Annotated in this window: 12 protein-coding genes; 8 read left to right on the top strand and 4 right to left on the bottom strand. The window is 53.6% G+C overall.

Annotated elements, in window-relative coordinates; translation table 11 throughout:
- Positions 1-5: 5 nt before the first annotated feature.
- From sdhA to PHE17_RS14705, 4 genes are read right to left on the bottom strand one after another with little or no spacing between them, the layout of a single operon-like run.
- Positions 6-1,793: a succinate dehydrogenase flavoprotein subunit gene (sdhA, locus tag PHE17_RS14720; RefSeq protein ID WP_301016652.1), complete on the bottom strand. Its 1,788-nt coding sequence runs from the start codon at positions 1,791-1,793 to the stop codon at positions 6-8.
- A 23-nt stretch (positions 1,794-1,816) separates the two neighbouring features.
- Positions 1,817-2,197 carry a succinate dehydrogenase, hydrophobic membrane anchor protein gene (gene sdhD / locus PHE17_RS14715; protein ID WP_301016651.1) on the bottom strand — a complete coding sequence of 127 codons (381 nt, stop codon included), beginning with the start codon at positions 2,195-2,197 and terminating at the stop codon, positions 1,817-1,819.
- Positions 2,198-2,221: 24 nt separating this feature from the next.
- Complete coding sequence (sdhC, locus tag PHE17_RS14710) at positions 2,222-2,599, bottom strand: succinate dehydrogenase, cytochrome b556 subunit (RefSeq protein ID WP_301016650.1); 378 nt, start codon at positions 2,597-2,599, stop codon at positions 2,222-2,224.
- Positions 2,600-2,636: 37 nt separating this feature from the next.
- Entirely contained in the window at positions 2,637-3,326 is a 690-nt protein-coding gene (locus PHE17_RS14705) for a GntR family transcriptional regulator (protein ID WP_301016649.1), read from the bottom strand.
- Between the two features lie 262 nt (positions 3,327-3,588).
- On the opposite strand from PHE17_RS14705, the gene PHE17_RS14700 reads away from it, so the two are divergent.
- From PHE17_RS14700 to acnB, 8 genes are all read left to right on the top strand, one after another.
- A complete protein-coding gene (locus PHE17_RS14700; protein WP_301016648.1) occupies positions 3,589-6,435 on the top strand; it encodes a 2-oxoglutarate dehydrogenase E1 component in 2,847 nt (948 codons plus the stop codon).
- Positions 6,432-7,556, top strand: coding sequence for a cell division protein ZapE (zapE, locus tag PHE17_RS14695; RefSeq protein WP_301016647.1), 1,125 nt, complete (start codon positions 6,432-6,434; stop codon positions 7,554-7,556). The genes PHE17_RS14700 and zapE overlap by 4 nt, the downstream gene beginning before the upstream one ends.
- 130 nt (positions 7,557-7,686) lie before the next feature.
- Positions 7,687-8,937 carry a 2-oxoglutarate dehydrogenase complex dihydrolipoyllysine-residue succinyltransferase gene (odhB, locus tag PHE17_RS14690; protein ID WP_301016646.1) on the top strand — a complete coding sequence of 417 codons (1,251 nt, stop codon included), beginning with the start codon at positions 7,687-7,689 and terminating at the stop codon, positions 8,935-8,937.
- Positions 8,938-8,948: 11 nt separating this feature from the next.
- Positions 8,949-10,385: a dihydrolipoyl dehydrogenase gene (gene lpdA, locus PHE17_RS14685; protein ID WP_301016645.1), complete on the top strand. Its 1,437-nt coding sequence runs from the start codon at positions 8,949-8,951 to the stop codon at positions 10,383-10,385.
- Positions 10,386-10,397: 12 nt separating this feature from the next.
- A complete protein-coding gene (gene sucC / locus PHE17_RS14680) occupies positions 10,398-11,567 on the top strand; it encodes an ADP-forming succinate--CoA ligase subunit beta (RefSeq protein WP_301016644.1) in 1,170 nt (389 codons plus the stop codon).
- Positions 11,564-12,436 (top strand): succinate--CoA ligase subunit alpha, encoded by an 873-nt coding sequence (sucD, locus tag PHE17_RS14675; RefSeq protein ID WP_301016643.1) that lies wholly within the window; start codon positions 11,564-11,566, stop codon positions 12,434-12,436. The genes sucC and sucD overlap by 4 nt, the downstream gene beginning before the upstream one ends.
- 36 nt (positions 12,437-12,472) lie before the next feature.
- Positions 12,473-13,777, top strand: coding sequence for a citrate synthase (locus PHE17_RS14670; RefSeq protein ID WP_301016642.1), 1,305 nt, complete (start codon positions 12,473-12,475; stop codon positions 13,775-13,777).
- Between the two features lie 26 nt (positions 13,778-13,803).
- Positions 13,804-16,407: a bifunctional aconitate hydratase 2/2-methylisocitrate dehydratase gene (gene acnB, locus PHE17_RS14665; RefSeq protein ID WP_301016641.1), complete on the top strand. Its 2,604-nt coding sequence runs from the start codon at positions 13,804-13,806 to the stop codon at positions 16,405-16,407.
- Positions 16,408-16,414 lie beyond the last annotated feature (7 nt).

Here is a 16,414-nt window from a genome sequence, read left to right as displayed (position 1 = left end):
CTCCCTTAGTAAACCCGTTTCTTCGGTGCGATGTATTCGATTTCATCCGTCAGCGTGTAAGTGTGGACGGGGCGGTAGTCGATAGCGACTTTGCCTGCTTCGTCCAGCCACGCGATGGAGTGCTTCATCCAGGTTTCATCGTTGCGGTCTGGGAAGTCTTCGCGGGCATGTGCGCCACGGCTTTCTTCACGGTTCAGGGCGCAGTTGATGGAGGTTTGGGCGCAATCCAACAGGTTGGCAAGTTCAAAGGTTTCCATCAGGTCGGAGTTCCACACCAAGCTGCGGTCTTTCACCGAAACATCGTTGAAGCTGGCGTAAATCTCGTTCATTTTCGCCACGCCTTCTTTCATGGATTCGCCGGTGCGGAACACGGCGGCGTGCTTTTGCATGGTGCGCTGCATGTTATCGCGGACTTGCGCGGTTGTCAGTTTGCCGTCAGCGTGGTGGATGCGTTTGAAACGATCCATCGCTTTTTGCACGCCAGCCTCAGGCAGGTCTTGCTGTACCGCACCCGGTGTCAGGGTTTCTGCGCAACGGTTAGCCGCCGCACGACCGAATACCACAATGTCGAGCAGGGAGTTGGAACCCAAGCGGTTTGCCCCGTGGACGGAGACGCAGGCACATTCGCCAATCGCCATCAGGCCGGGAACAACGGTGTCTGGTTCGCCATTTTTCAGGGTCACGACTTCGCCGTGGTAGTTGGTGGGGATGCCACCCATGTTGTAATGCACGGTCGGCAATACTGGGATCGGCTCTTTGGTTACGTCCACGCCAGCGAAGATACGCGCACTTTCGGCGATCCCCGGCAAACGTTCGTGGATCACATCAGAACCTAGATGTTCGAGGTGCAGGTGGATATGGTCTTTATCCTTGCCCACGCCCCGGCCTTCGTTAATCTCGATAGTCATGGCGCGGCTGACGACATCGCGGGAAGCAAGGTCTTTGGCATTCGGTGCGTAACGTTCCATGAAACGCTCGCCCTGTGCATTGGTCAGGTAGCCACCTTCACCACGCACCCCTTCCGTAATCAAGCAGCCCGAACCGTAAATGCCAGTTGGGTGGAATTGGGTAAACTCCATGTCCTGTAATGGCAAGCCAGCGCGTGCCACCATGCCGTTACCGTCGCCGGTACAGGTGTGGGCAGACGTAGCGGAGAAGTACGCACGACCGTAACCGCCAGTTGCCAGCACCACTTTCTGGGCGCGGAACAAACGCAGGATGCCGTTCGCCAAATCCCAAGCCATGACCCCACGGCAAATGCCGTTTTCGTCCATGATCAGGTCGGTAGCGAAATGCTCGATGAAAAATACCGCGTTGTGGCGCAAGGATTGTTGGTACAGGGTGTGCAAAATCGCGTGCCCAGTACGGTCAGCCGCCGCGCAAGTACGGTGGGCAATGCCTTTGCCGAATTCGGTGGTCATGCCGCCGAAGGGGCGTTGGTAAATACGGCCTTCTTCAGTGCGGGAAAACGGTACGCCCTGATGTTCCAGTTCAATAACTGCCGGGCCTGCTTCGCGGCACATGTATTCGATGGCATCTTGGTCGCCCAGCCAGTCGGAACCTTTTACGGTGTCGTACATGTGCCATTGCCATTTATCTGGCCCCATGTTGCCGAGGGCTGCGGACATGCCGCCCTGTGCCGCCACGGTATGGCTACGGGTAGGGAAAACCTTGGTAATGCACGCTGTGGACAAACCTTTCACCGCCATCCCGAAAGTGGCACGCAAACCCGCGCCGCCAGCACCAACGACAACTACGTCGTAGGTATGATGTTCAATCTTGTATTCGGACATTGTGTATTCAGCCTCTCTCTAATTCAGCCTGCAAAAGCGACACGCAAAATGCTCAAGGTGCTGCTGACGCCCAGCAATACCAGTACCAGTTTCATCCCGATCAGGGCAGCGAATTTCGCCCCCTCATGATGCAGGTAATCTTCAATGATGACCGTCAAACCTTGCGCCGCGTGAAGGAATGTGGTGAAAACAAACAGTGTCAGCAACGTGGTGGTCATTGGTTGGGCAAACCATGCTGCCACGCTGGCGTAATCATCCCCTGCATGGGCTGCAACTGCAAACACCATCCACAAGGTAAGGGGGGTTAATGCGACAGCAGTCAGGCGCTGCATCCACCAGTGGTGTACCCCATCGTTGGTAGTACCAAGGCCGCTGGCGCGTTTAAAAGGTGTCAACATGCTCATGTGTATTTCCTTCTGAATGGGGGGTTAAGCAATCAACCAAAGGAGGATTGTCAGGGCAAAGGATGCACCGACTGTGATTTTTCCGCCCAGATACACTGTCGGTAAATCAAAGCCGTAGCCAACATCCCACAACAGGTGGCGGACGCCGTTGGCTAAGTGATAGAACAATGCCCATGACCAGAAGAACAGCACGACTTTGCCAAGGAAAGAACCGAGGATGGCATTGGCAGCGGCAAATGTTTCCACGCCTCCAGCAATGGCGGCTAGCCAATACGCGACCAGCAATGTACCGACAGCTAGCGCTACGCCAGTAATTCGGTGCAGGATCGACAAAACCGAGGTGATCTGCGGTTTGTATACCTGCAAATGCGGTGAAAGTGGTCGGTTGCTCGTGTGCTTCATGGATAGTCCCCGTTAGTGGAAAGGTCTGTTGCTTGGCTTAACTCTCTTCCTGCGGCACGTTTTCCAGCATATTGCGGGCATAATCCCGCGAGGCCCGGATGTGGTGGCGCATTAAAGTCTCTGCCATTTCCCCGTCGCGCCGCTCAATGGCTGACACGATCAGGTTGTGTTCCTGAAATGCCTGTTCACTGCGATGGAAGCCGGATTTGAGCCGGAAGCGGTAAAACCGCACCAGATCGTACAAATCTTGGCATAACATGCGGATCAGGCGCGAATTCTTGCTGCCCTGAATAATGCAGAAGTGGAAATCAAGGTCAGCATCCTGCTGGGAGCTATCCTGACGTTGGGCGATTTCCTGCCGATGGCGCTCCAGTATCTTCCGCAAGTGCGCCAACTCGTCTGCGGTTATGTGTTCGGCTGCCAAGCGTGCAGCCATGCCCTCCATTGCCTCGCGTATCTGGTAAATTTCCATCAACTGCGCGGTGGAAAAGCCGATGATGCGTGCACCAATATTGGGCTTGCGCGTCACCAAGTTACAGTTCTCCAATTTGCCAATCGCTTCCCGTAATGAGCCTCGGCTCACCCCGTAAGCAGTCGCCAGTTCGGGTTCGCTAATCTTCTTTCCAGCAGGGATTTCGCCTACCAGAATGGAACGGCGCAGATCAAGAAACAACTTGTCTGCAATCGTCACGGGTTCTTGCAATTTACATGCTGTTGAAAACGCCATGGTGCTCCTCACTTTGTCGACATCTTGTATGTTATGTTGACAATAATACCGTGAAATGGCGGTTTTTCAAGAGAAATATCCTGACATTGTTGACACTTTTAAGTTATAATGTCGACACTATAACAAAGAAATGGCAGAATTTGGCTTGAAAAACAGGCTTGCAATGCACTAAGTGACATCAAGATGTCGACAATGCACCATTTTGCTGCATTGCGTCAAGCCAGGGGTGTTTGATATTTACCATCAATGCAGGTTCAACAAGATGAAGAAAGGAGAAGCGCAGGCAGTAGCCTGTAATGTAGATACACAATTGGATGGCAATAGTGTCCTGTATCTGGAGGAGATGTACGAACGGTACTTGCAGGAACCAGCTTCGATCCCGTCAAGCTGGCAGCAGTATTTCGATGGTTTGCCGTCAGTGGGTGGGCAAGAGCGCGATACCCGCCACTCAGTAGTAAAAGATTATTTCCGTGCCTATGCAGCCAAACCGCAGGCATACGCAGCGCCCGCCGCCAGTGGTGGCTCCATTGATATGGAACACGAGCGCAAGCAAGTTAAAGTCTTGCAGTTGATCAATGCCTACCGTTTCTTGGGGCATTTCCACGCTAAAACCAATCCGCTGGATGAAAATGCCCCCGCCTTCGTTAAGGAATTGACGCTGGCCTACCACTCCCTCAGCGACAGCGATCTGGATACACAGTTTAATACTGGCTCCTTGTTTGCCCCGGATATGATGAGCTTGCGCGAAATCATTGCCCAGTTGGAAAAAACCTACTGCCAGCATGTCGGCGTGCAATACATGCATACCACCAGCACCGAACAGAAACGTTGGATTCAGCAGCGCATCGAAACAGTGCGTTCTTCCCCAGTATTCACTAAAGAAGAGCAACTTGAAATCCTTGATCGTCTCACTGCGGCGGAAGGGTTGGAACGGTACCTGCATACCAATTACGTTGGGCAGAAACGTTTCTCGCTGGAAGGTGGCGAAAGCCTGATCCCCATGCTCAATAGCCTGATCCAGCACGCAGGTACACTGGGTGCGCAAGAGATGGTGATTGGCATGGCGCACCGTGGGCGTTTGAACGTGCTGGTCAATGTGTTGGGCAAAGCCCCCGGCATGTTATTCGGCGAGTTCGAGGGCAAATACTCTTTTAGCGGGCGCACGGGCGACGTGAAATACCACATGGGTTACGCCTCTGACATGCAAACACCGGGTGGTGCGGTGCATGTGGCAATGGCATTCAACCCCTCACATCTGGAAATCGTTGGCCCTGTAGTGCAAGGTGCAGTACGGGCGCGGCAAGACCGTTGGGACGACGCAGGCGGTGATAAGATTATCCCGGTTGTGTTGCACGGTGATGCGGCGTTTGCCGGGCAGGGCGTTAACATGGAAATGCTGCAAATGGCAGAAACCCGTGGTTATCGTACCAGCGGCACTATCCATATTGTCATCAACAACCAAGTCGGTTTCACCACCAGTGCGGCGGCGGATGCGCGTTCCACGTTCTATTGCACTGACATTGCCAAGATGGTTGATTCCCCAGTCTTCCACGTCAACGGTGATGACCCTGAAGCGGTGGTGATGGTGACGCAAATTGCCTTCGATTTCCGCGCCAAGTTCGACAAAGACGTGGTGATTGACTTGGTGTGCTACCGCCGCCACGGTCATAACGAAGCGGATGAGCCGTCTGCCACCCAGCCGGTGATGTACCGTAAAATCCGTGCGATGCCAACTACCCGCGAACGTTACGCGCAGCAATTGGTTGCACAAAGCGTAATCAGTGAAGAAGAAGCACAAGCACGGGTGCAACGCTGCCGTCAGCAATTGACCGAAGGTGCGCCAACCGTGCCGCATTTGCTGGAAAAAGGCCAAGTGGAAAACCCGCATCCGGTCAAGTGGAAGCGTTTCGTTGGCGGTACATGGGATATGCCTACCGATACCACCATCGAGGCAGCTACTGTGCGTGACTTGGGTGAAAAACTCACGGTTTACCCAGAAGGTTTCAAACTCAATTCCCGCGTGGCACGTATCGTTGCCGACCGCAAGAAAATGGCGGCTGGCGAACAAGCGATGGATTGGGGCTTCTGCGAAAATCTGGCTTACGCAAGTTTGATTGAAGAAGGCTACCCGATCCGTTTGTCGGGCGAAGACTGCGGGCGTGGTACGTTCTTCCATCGCCATGCGGTGTTCCATGAGCAGGAAACTGGGGAATCTTTCATTCCTTTGCAAAACCTGTCCCCAGCGCAAATGCCATTCGTGGTCATCGACTCACTGCTCTCGGAAGAGGCGGTACTGGGCTTTGAATACGGTTACGCGACTACCGAAGCCAATACCCTGACCATTTGGGAAGCGCAATTCGGTGACTTCGCCAACTGTGCGCAAGTGGTTATCGACCAGTTCATCAGTTCCGGCGAACAGAAATGGGGTCGCTTGTGCGGTCTGGTGATGTTGCTGCCACACGGCTTTGAAGGGCAGGGGCCGGAACACTCTTCCGCCCGTTTGGAACGTTATTTGCAACTGTGCGCCCAGAACAACATGCAAGTGTGTGTGCCGAGTACGCCAGCTCAGGCTTTCCACATGCTGCGCCGCCAAATGCTGCGTGATTACCGCACGCCGCTGATTGTGATGACTCCGAAAAGTTTACTGCGCCACCCAATGGCAGTGAATACGCTGGAAGACCTGACCGAACGCGGTTTCCAAAATATCATTGATGAAGTGGATGGCATTGACCCACTGAAAGTGACCCGTTTGGTATTGTGCAGCGGCAAGGTGTATTACGATTTGTTGGAAAACCGCCGTAAAGCCGGGCTGAATCATGTCGCCATCGTGCGTATTGAGCAGTTGTACCCATTCCCCGAAGCGGACATGAACGCTATGCTTGACCGTTACCCGAATGTTGATGTCAACGTCTGGTGTCAGGAAGAGCCGCTGAACCAAGGCGCATGGTTGAGCATCCAGCCATCGCTGCGTTTAGTCTTGGGTGGGTTAGCACGTTTGGATGTGTCAAGCCGTCCGGCGTCTGCATCCCCGGCGGTGGGCAGTGCGAAAGTCCACGGCATCCAGCAACAGGAATTGGTGAATTCTGCATTGGGGATTGTTGAGCCATGAAAGAAGGAAGCGTTATGCCATTGTTGAAGCATTATCACGATGCCATCAAGGAGGGTTCGATCCAACAGGATCCCGCCCAACTGGAAGGTCTCAAGGTTTTGCAAGATGTCTGGAACGGATTGCTCAAGCCGCGTGAAAAAGCGCCAGCGCGGGGTTTGTTTTCGGTCTTCTCCAATCGGCGTAACGTGGTCGAACCCGTGTGCGGCGCTTACCTTTGGGGTGGCGTCGGGCGCGGTAAGACGTGGTTGATGGATATGTTCTATTCGCGCATTCCGCTGGCAGAAAAGCGGCGGATGCATTACCACCACTTCATGTTCTTCATCCACGAAGAATTGAAGAAACTGTCAATGCTGCGCAACCCGCTGGAAGCTCTGGCGGAAAAACTGGCGCAAGATGTACGTCTACTGTGCATTGACGAATTCCATGTGATGGATATTGTCGATGCCATGATGTTGCACGGCGTATTGGATGCCATGTTCAAAAATGGTATTACGCTGGTAACAACCTCCAACCGCGTACCGGGCGACCTATACTTGAACGGTTTGCAGCGTGAACGTTTCCTGCCCGCGATTGCTTTGTTGAAGAAACACACGCATGTCGTTGAGTTGGATAACCACATCGACTACCGCATGTTGAAGAAAATCAGCGGTGACAGTTTCTTGGAAGATGACGATGCCATCTTGGTGGAACACGAGTTGGAAAAGTGTTTCGCTGAATTGGCTATTGGTGAAATCCACATTGGGCAGGACATTGAAGTGCAAGGGCGCATCCTGCCAACCCACCGGGTCGCTGACAACAGTGTTTGGTTTGATTTTAAAACCTTGTGCGAAACCGCCCGTTCAACCCGTGACTATATAGAACTGGCAGAGCGTTTTGATTATATTGTGTTGTCTGGTCTGCATGTCCTGACGGAAGACCATGAGGCTGCCGCCCGCCGTTTCCTTAACTTGATCGACGAGTTGTATGACCGTCAGGTGCAATTCATCTTTTCCACCACCATTTCGCTGGAAAACCTCTATCAAGGGCAGAAGTTGCACTTTGAATTCCAGCGTGCACTGAGCCGCCTGAATGAAATGCAAGGCGACGACTATCAACAGGTGAGGTTAGCAGAAGCCGTATAATGTCGACAATAACGGCATCAAACTGTTTTAATTACGTGAATTCTGGCATATAATGTCGACAATCCAGAAAACCAAAAATCTAAAGCGCCTTGGCGCGGTTTCAAATAATACAATCGAGGATGTGTATACAATGAGTAGTGAGATTCTGACCCCCGTACTGCCGGAGTCCGTTGCCGATGCTACCGTAGTCGCATGGAGCAAGAAAGTTGGCGATGCGGTCAAGCAAGACGAAGTGTTGGTTGAAATTGAAACCGACAAGGTTGTTCTGGAAGTTCCCGCACCGATGGATGGTGTCCTGACCGAAATTATCGAAGTGGCTGGTGCAACCGTCATCAGTAGCCAATTGCTGGGTCGCCTCACGGCTGGCGCTGTTGCCGCCGCCCCTGCGCCGCAAGCCGCTGCTGTTGAAGCCCCTGCCGCCGCAGCCAGTACAGACGCCCAAACCGCTCCAGCAGTACGCAAGTTGATGGCAGAAAATGAACTGTCAGCCAGCGACGTGGAGGGTTCCGGCAAACAAGGCCGCATCCTGAAAGAAGACGTTCAAGCTGCTGTTGCCGCCAAACCTGCCACCGCACCGCAACCTGCCACCGCACCGCAACCTGCCACCGCACCGCAACCGGCTGCTGCACCAGCACCTGTCGCAGCACCTGCACCAACCGTTACTGTTACCGCTTCCGGCTCCCGCATGGAACAGCGCGTCCCGATGACCCGCCTCCGCGCCCGCATTGCCGAACGCCTGATGTACGCCAAGCAATCTACCGCCATGCTGACCACTTTCAACGAAGTCGACATGAAGCCGTTGATGGATATGCGCAGCGAATACAAAGACGCATTCGAGAAAAAACACAAAGCGAAACTGGGCTTGATGTCCCTGTTCGTCAAAGCAGCCGCTGTTGCGCTGCAACGTTTCCCTGAAATCAATGCCTCAATTGATGGCAATGATGTTGTTTACCACGGCTACTGCGACATCGGTATTGCCGTTTCATCTGATCGCGGACTCGTCGTTCCGATCCTGCGTAATACTGAAAATATGGGTCTTGCTGACATCGAATCCGGTATCGCCGGTTACGCTGCCAAAGCCCGTGAAGGTAAGCTGGATATGAATGACTTGTCTGGTGGCACGTTCACTATAACCAACGGGGGCGTTTTTGGGTCGTTGCTATCAACCCCAATTCTAAACCCTCCTCAAAGCGCGATCCTGGGGATGCACTCGATCCAGAAGCGCCCTGTCGTTGTTAATGATCAGATCGTCATCCGCCCCATGATGTATGTGGCGCTGTCTTACGACCACCGTATTGTCGATGGTCAAGGTGCGGTTACTTTCCTTAAAACCATCAAGGAATTGGTCGAAAACCCAGTTCGCTTGGTTCTGGATGTGTGAGGTAACACGCCATGTCTGAAAAGTATGATGTCATCGTCATCGGGGCAGGCCCCGGTGGTTATGTTGCCGCGATCCGTTGCGCCCAACTCGGCCTGAAAACCGCGTGTGTGGAAGAATGGATCAACAAGCAGCAAAAGCCAGCCCTTGGCGGTACTTGCCTCAATGTAGGCTGTATCCCTTCCAAGGCACTGCTGGAAAGCTCCGAACGTTACGAAGAAATTGCCCATCATAATGCCGATCACGGTATTACTGTTGACGGTTTGCAAATCGACGTGGCGAAGATGATTGCCCGCAAAGATAAAATTGTCAGCCAGTTAACTGGTGGCATTGAGCAACTGTTTAAGGCGAATGGCATTACTTGGCTGCAAGGCCGGGGCAAGCTGTTGGCTGGTAAACAGGTGCAAGTGACCGGACACGATAGCGCAATTACCACCTATAGCGCGGACAACATCATCGTCGCGGTCGGTTCTACTCCAATTGAACTGCCGATTGCCAAATGGCTGGATACCCGCATTGTCGATTCTGCTGGTGCGCTGGATTGGGAAACCGTCCCCAGCAAACTCGGTGTAATCGGTGCTGGTGTTATCGGTTTGGAACTGGGCAGCGTATGGCGTCGCTTGGGTGCGGAAGTGGTAGTGCTGGAAGCGATGGATGATTTCCTTAGCTCAGCCGACCGCGACGTTGCCAAAGCCGCGCAAACCCAGTTCAAAAAGCAAGGGCTGGACATCCGCCTCAGTTCTAAAGTGGCGAAAGTTGAAGCCAGTGATGACGGCGTAACCGTTACCTACAACGACGCTAAGGGCGAACAATCCGTAGTGGTTGAGCGCTTGATCGTGGCAGTTGGGCGCAAGCCGAATACGGCTGGCGCATTTGCTGACGATTCCGGCGTGCAATTGGATGAGCGTGGGCGCGTGGTGGTGGATAGCCACTTGCGCACCGCTGTTCCCGGCGTGTATGCCATCGGTGACTGCGTGGTTGGCCCAATGCTGGCACACAAAGCCTCCGAAGAGGGCGTGATTGTTGCCGAGCAGATTGTCGGGCAGAAACCGCACATTAATTACGATGCGATTCCGTGGGTTATTTACACCCATCCAGAAATCGCATGGGTAGGCAAAACTGAAGCTGACCTGAAAGCGGCGGGTGTTGCTTACAACGTGGGTAGCTTCCCCTTCGCCGCTAACGGGCGTGCCAAAGCGATGGATCAGGCCGACGGGATGGTAAAAGTGTTGGCGGATGCCACCACTGACCGGATTCTGGGTGTGCATCTGGTCGGGCCGCTGGCTTCCGAAATGGTGGGTCAAGCGGTTATCGCTATCGAAACCGAATGTTCGGCAGAAGATGTGGCACGTATGGTATTTGCCCACCCAAGCCTTTCCGAAGCTGTCCACGAAGCGATGCTGGCGGTCGACGGCCGTGCGCTGCACGCGGTTGGCAAGAAACGTAAATAAAAGGAACGCAGGATGAATCTACACGAATATCAAGCCAAGGCCGTATTCAGCCAGTACGGTTTGCCAGTCCCCAACAGTAAGGTGGCAACCACGGCGGAAGAAGCAGCCAGTGCGGCAGCTTCCCTTGCTACCCCTAAAGTGGTGGTCAAGGCGCAAGTCCATGCCGGTGGGCGTGGCAAGGCCGGTGGTGTCAAGCTGGTTGATTCTCCGGCTGCGGCAGCCGAAGTGGCAGCGAGCCTGTTGGGTAAAAATCTGGTCACTTACCAGACCGACAAACACGGTCAGCCCGTCAACACCATTTTGGTGGAAGAAACCTGCAACATCGCCCGTGAATTGTACCTCGGCGCAGTGGTAGACCGCTCTTCCCGCCGTGTGGTGATCATGGCTTCCACCGAAGGCGGTATGGAAATCGAAAAGGTTGCCCACGAAACCCCGGAAAAAATCCTCAAAGCCACCATCAACCCGCTGGTCGGTGTTATGCCTTACCAAGCGCGTGAACTCGGTTTCGGCTTGGGTTTGAACGCAGACCAAATCAAGCAGTTCACCAAGCTGCTGACTGGCTTCGGCAAGATGTTCGTGGAAAAAGACTTGTCGCTGGTTGAAATAAACCCGCTAGTCGTCACCGCTGAAGGCAAACTGTTATGCCTCGACGGTAAAATCAATGTGGACAGCAATGCCCTGTACCGCCAGCCTGAATTGGTGGCGATGCGTGACAAGTCACAGGAAGATGCCCGCGAAATCGAAGCGTCCGAATGGGATTTGAACTACGTTTCCCTCGAAGGCAACATCGGCTGCATGGTCAACGGCGCAGGCTTGGCAATGGCAACGATGGACATCATCAAGCTGTCCGGTGGGCAACCTGCCAACTTCCTCGACGTAGGTGGCACTGCCACTGCTGAGCGCGTCGCGGCGGCATTCAAAATCATCCTCTCCGATACCAATGTCAAAGGCATTCTGGTCAATATCTTCGGCGGCATTGTGCGCTGCGACCTGATTGCGGAAGGCATTATCAAAGCGGTACAGGAAGTAAATGTGGCTGTCCCTGTGGTGGTGCGTTTGGAAGGTAACAATGCCGAGAAAGGCGTTGAACTGTTAAACAACAGTGGTTTGGCTGTTATCGCCGCCAGTGACCTTGGTGATGCTGCCCTTAAAATCGTCAGTGCTGTAGGAGAAGCCGCATGAGTGTATTGATTAACAAAGACACTAAAGTCATCTGCCAAGGCTTCACCGGCAAGCAAGGCACGTTCCATTCCGAACAGGCGATTGCTTACGGCACGAAAATGGTCGGCGGTATCACGCCGGGCAAAGGCGGTTCCGAGCACTTGGGTTTGCCCGTATTCAACACCGTGCGTGACGCTGTGGCGCAAACGGGTGCAGATGCTAGCGTGATTTACGTGCCAGCGCCTTTCTGCAAAGATTCCATCATTGAAGCGGCAGAATCCGGCATCAAGCTGATTGTGTGCATCACCGAAGGCATTCCCGTCATGGACATGCTGGAAGCGAAAATGGTGGTTGATAGCCTCGGCGTGCGCCTGATTGGGCCTAACTGCCCCGGTATTATTACCCCCGGTGAGTGCAAAATCGGTATCATGCCGGGTCATATCCACCGTGCGGGCAAAGTGGGGATCATTTCCCGCTCTGGCACGTTGACCTATGAAGCGGTCAAGCAAACGTGGGAATGGGGCCAAAGTACCTGTATCGGTATCGGCGGCGACCCAATTCCGGGCACAAATTTCATTGACGCGCTGACGTTGTTCCAAGCTGACCCGCAAACCGAAGTGATCCTGATGTGTGGTGAAATCGGCGGTTCTGCGGAAGAAGAAGCGGCTGAATTCATCAAAAGTCATGTCAGCAAGCCGGTGGTTTCCTACATTGCAGGCGTCACTGCACCGAAAGGTAAGCGCATGGGTCATGCTGGTGCGATTATTGCAGGTGGTAAAGGCACGGCAGATGAAAAGTTTGCGGCATTAGAAGCAGCGGGTGTCATCACCGTGCGTTCTCCAGCCGAATTGGGGCAAGGTGTTGCTGCTGCGTTTGCCAAACTCGCCTGATTGATTTATTGACTTTCCGTAAGAGTGGATTGAAACATGACCAAACAGACTGTAACCATTACTGATAATGCAACGGGTAAGCAGGTTGAACTGGATGTCTTGGAACCGACCGTCGGGGCAAAGACGATCGACATCCGCAAGCTGTACAAGGAATTGGGTTATTTCACCTATGACCCCGGCTTTATGTCAACTGCCAGTTGCTCCAGCGAAATTACCTATCTGGATGGGGATGCAGGGACGCTGCTCTACCGGGGTTATCCCATTGAACAATTGGCGGAACACAGCAGTTTCCTCGAAGTATGTTACTTGCTGTTGAACAAGACGCTGCCAACTGCTAAGGAAATGGCTGACTTCGAGTACATGATTACCCGCCATACCATGCTGCATGACCAAGTGCAGTATTTCTACCGGGGTTTCCGCCGTGACGCGCACCCGATGGCAACCATGGTCGGGGTGGTTGGGGCGCTGTCGGCGTTCTACCACGATGACATGAATATCCACGACCCGGAACAGCGCCAACGTTCTGCGCACCGTTTGATTGCGAAAATGCCGACCATCGCGGCGTGGAGCTACCGTTATTCCGTGGGCTTACCGTTTGTGTACCCACGCAATGACTTGTCGTATGCGGAAGATTTCCTGCATTTGATGTTCTCCGTACCGACTGAGCCTTACCAGATTGACCCGCTCCATGCCAAGGCGTTGGAAGTCATCCTGATCCTGCACGCTGACCATGAACAGAATGCGTCTACATCAACAGTGCGTTTGGCGGGTTCATCCGAAGCTAACCCGTTTGCAGCGGTGGCAGCGGGGATTGCATCCCTGTGGGGGCCTGCACACGGTGGGGCAAACGAAGCTGTGATTACCATGCTGCGTGAAATCGAAAAGTCTGGCCTGCCATTGTCGCATTGGGTTGACCGTGCCAAAGACAAGAATGACCGTTTCCGTTTGATGGGCTTTGGGCATCGTGTGTATAAAAATTACGACCCACGCGCTAAGATCATCCGCAAGCTGGCGAATGAGATTCTGGATCGCTTGCCTGCTAATGACCCGAACCAGAAGTTGTTTGCGATTGCCCGCGAACTGGAACAGGTGGCGTTGAATGATGAATATTTCAAAGCGCGTAACCTGTATCCTAACGTGGACTTCTACTCCGGCGTCATCTTCCTGAGCATGGGGATTCCGGTCAGTATGTTTACGGTTATGTTCGCGCTGGCACGTACCATCGGCTGGATTTCGCAATGGGATGAAATGATGGGTGATGAATCATCCCGCATCGGTCGCCCGCGTCAGTTGTACATGGGGTCAGCAGCACGCGATTATGTGCCGGTAGAAAAGCGTTAAGATTTTGTTTTGAGGAGATCATTTGAATGTTGGAAGCGTACCGCAAACACGTTGAAGAACGCGCCGCCCAAGGCGTCCCACCCAAGCCATTGGATGCTGCACAAACGGCTGCACTGGTTGAATTGCTGAAAAATCCTCCGGCGGGTGAAGAAGCGTTTCTGGTTGACCTGTTGGAAAACCGCGTTCCCGCTGGTGTGGACGAAGCCGCTTATGTGAAAGCCGGTTTCCTCGCTGCGGTTGCTAAAGGTGACGTGAGCTGTGGTCTAGTGAGCCAAGTCCGCGCTGTCGAAGTGCTGGGCATGATGCTGGGTGGCTACAATGTACAACCGTTGATTGCTGCATTGGATAGCGACGTGACCGCAGCGGCAGCCGCTACTGCTTTGTCACATACTTTGCTGATGTTTGATGCGTTCCACGATGTGGAAGAAAAAGCCAAAGCAGGCAACGCAGCAGCGAAGCAAGTTATGGCTTCTTGGGCAGCGGGCGAGTGGTTTACTTCCAAGCCAGAAGTGGCTGAGAAAATCACCGTTACGGTCTTCAAAGTTCCCGGTGAAACCAACACTGACGACTTGTCTCCTGCGCCAGATGCGTGGTCACGCCCTGACATCCCACTCCATGCCAACGCGATGCTGAAAATGGCACGCGACGGTATCGAGCCAGAAGTTCAAGGCAGCGTAGGCCCGCTGAAGCAAATCGAAGCCATGAAAGCGAAAGGTTTCCCGGTTGCTTACGTTGGTGACGTTGTTGGTACAGGTTCTTCACGTAAATCAGCAACCAACTCTGTGCTGTGGTTCTTTGGCGATGACATGCCGGGGATTCCTAACAAGCGTGTGGGCGGTTACTGCTTCGGTAGCAAAATTGCACCAATCTTCTTCAATACGATGGAAGATTCCGGTTCACTGCCAATCGAAATGGATGTTGCCCAAATGAACATGGGCGACGTGGTTGACGTTTATCCGTATGAAGGCGTTGCCAAGCGTCACGGTACGGATGAAGTCATCTCCACTTTCGGCCTGAAAACCCAAGTGTTGTTGGACGAAGCCCGTGCGGGTGGTCGTATCAACCTGATCATCGGGCGTGGTTTGACCGCGAAAGCGCGTGAATCACTGGGTCTGCCGCCAGTTGACCTGTTCCGCACTCCTGAGCAACCTGCTGACACGGGTAAAGGCTTCACACTGGCACAGAAAATGGTCGGTAAGGCTTGTGGCATGACGGGTGTACGCCCCGGCATGTACTGCGAACCGAAAATGACCACGGTAGGTTCACAAGATACCACTGGCCCGATGACCCGCGACGAGCTGAAAGACTTGGCTTGCTTGGGCTTCTCGGCTGACTTGGTTATGCAGTCTTTCTGCCATACCGCTGCTTACCCTAAACCAGTTGACGTAACCACTCACCACACGCTGCCTGATTTCATCATGACCCGTGGCGGTGTTTCCCTGCGTCCGGGCGATGGTGTAATCCACTCATGGTTGAACCGCATGTTGTTGCCGGATACCGTTGGTACTGGTGGTGACTCGCATACCCGTTTCCCGATTGGTATTTCCTTCCCGGCGGGTTCTGGTTTGGTGGCGTTTGCGGCGGCGACGGGCGTTATGCCTTTGGATATGCCGGAATCTGTACTGGTACGTTTCACGGGCACAATGCAACCGGGTATCACCCTGCGTGACCTCGTGCATTCCATTCCACACAAAGCGATCCAAATGGGTCTGCTGACAGTGGAAAAGAAAGGTAAGAAGAACGTCTTCAACGGTACTGTGCTGGAAATCGAAGGTCTGGATCACCTGACGGTCGAACAAGCCTTTGAACTGTCTGACGCTTCTGCTGAACGTTCTGCTGCTGGCTGTACGGTTGCGTTGTCTGAAGCATCGGTTGCTGAATACCTGCGTTCTAACATCGTGATGTTGCAGTGGATGTTGGTGGAAGGTTACGGCGATCCACGTACTATCGAGCGCCGTATCAAAGGCATGGAAGCATGGTTGGCTAACCCAAGCCTGATGCGTGCTGACGCTGATGCGGAATACTCGGCTGTGATCGAAATCAACATGGATGAGATCAAAGAGCCTATCCTGTGCGCACCGAATGACCCAGATGATGCACGTCTGTTGTCTGAAGTTGCAGGCCGCAAGATTGATGAAGTCTTCATCGGTTCTTGCATGACCAATATCGGTCACTTCCGTGCCGCAGGTAAGTTGTTGGATGCTACCAGCAAGCAAATCCCAACGCGCATGTGGATCACGCCACCGACGAAGATGGATGCTTCCCAGTTGAGTGACGAAGGTTACTACAACATTTTCGGTCGTGCCGGTGCGCGTATGGAAATGCCGGGTTGCTCACTGTGCATGGGGAATCAGGCGCGTATCGCTGAAAACTCCACTGCTGTGTCTACTTCTACCCGTAACTTCCCGAACCGTTTGGGTACTGGCGCGGATGTGTTCCTGGCTTCTGCGGAACTGGCTTCTGTGGCGGCAATCATGGGTAAACTGCCTACGGTTGAAGAGTACATGGAATACGCGAAGAAGATCGACAGCATGTCAGGTGACATTTACCGTTACCTGAACTTCGATAAGATGGAGCATTACCAGAAGGCGGCGCAGAAGCTTGTGCCGATTCCGGTAGTGGCGGGGTAAGAGAAAG

It is taken from the genome of Thiothrix sp. (assembly GCF_028714775.1).
Lineage (GTDB): Bacteria > Pseudomonadota > Gammaproteobacteria > Thiotrichales > Thiotrichaceae > Thiothrix.
The sequence above is the reverse complement of the archived record's forward strand: the minus strand, read 5'-3'. Positions and strand labels throughout refer to the sequence as shown.

What these genes read in the sequence shown, in the direction of transcription:
- sdhA (WP_301016652.1), bottom strand. Translation starts at nt 1,793, where the DNA reads ATGTCCGAATACAAGATTGAACATCATACCTACGACGTAGTTGTCGTT.
- sdhD (WP_301016651.1), bottom strand. Translation starts at nt 2,197, where the DNA reads ATGAGCATGTTGACACCTTTTAAACGCGCCAGCGGCCTTGGTACTACC.
- sdhC (WP_301016650.1), bottom strand. Translation starts at nt 2,599, where the DNA reads ATGAAGCACACGAGCAACCGACCACTTTCACCGCATTTGCAGGTATAC.
- PHE17_RS14705 (WP_301016649.1), bottom strand. Translation starts at nt 3,326, where the DNA reads ATGGCGTTTTCAACAGCATGTAAATTGCAAGAACCCGTGACGATTGCA.
- PHE17_RS14700 (WP_301016648.1), top strand. Translation starts at nt 3,589, where the DNA reads ATGAAGAAAGGAGAAGCGCAGGCAGTAGCCTGTAATGTAGATACACAA.
- zapE (WP_301016647.1), top strand. Translation starts at nt 6,432, where the DNA reads ATGAAAGAAGGAAGCGTTATGCCATTGTTGAAGCATTATCACGATGCC.
- odhB (WP_301016646.1), top strand. Translation starts at nt 7,687, where the DNA reads ATGAGTAGTGAGATTCTGACCCCCGTACTGCCGGAGTCCGTTGCCGAT.
- lpdA (WP_301016645.1), top strand. Translation starts at nt 8,949, where the DNA reads ATGTCTGAAAAGTATGATGTCATCGTCATCGGGGCAGGCCCCGGTGGT.
- sucC (WP_301016644.1), top strand. Translation starts at nt 10,398, where the DNA reads ATGAATCTACACGAATATCAAGCCAAGGCCGTATTCAGCCAGTACGGT.
- sucD (WP_301016643.1), top strand. Translation starts at nt 11,564, where the DNA reads ATGAGTGTATTGATTAACAAAGACACTAAAGTCATCTGCCAAGGCTTC.
- PHE17_RS14670 (WP_301016642.1), top strand. Translation starts at nt 12,473, where the DNA reads ATGACCAAACAGACTGTAACCATTACTGATAATGCAACGGGTAAGCAG.
- acnB (WP_301016641.1), top strand. Translation starts at nt 13,804, where the DNA reads ATGTTGGAAGCGTACCGCAAACACGTTGAAGAACGCGCCGCCCAAGGC.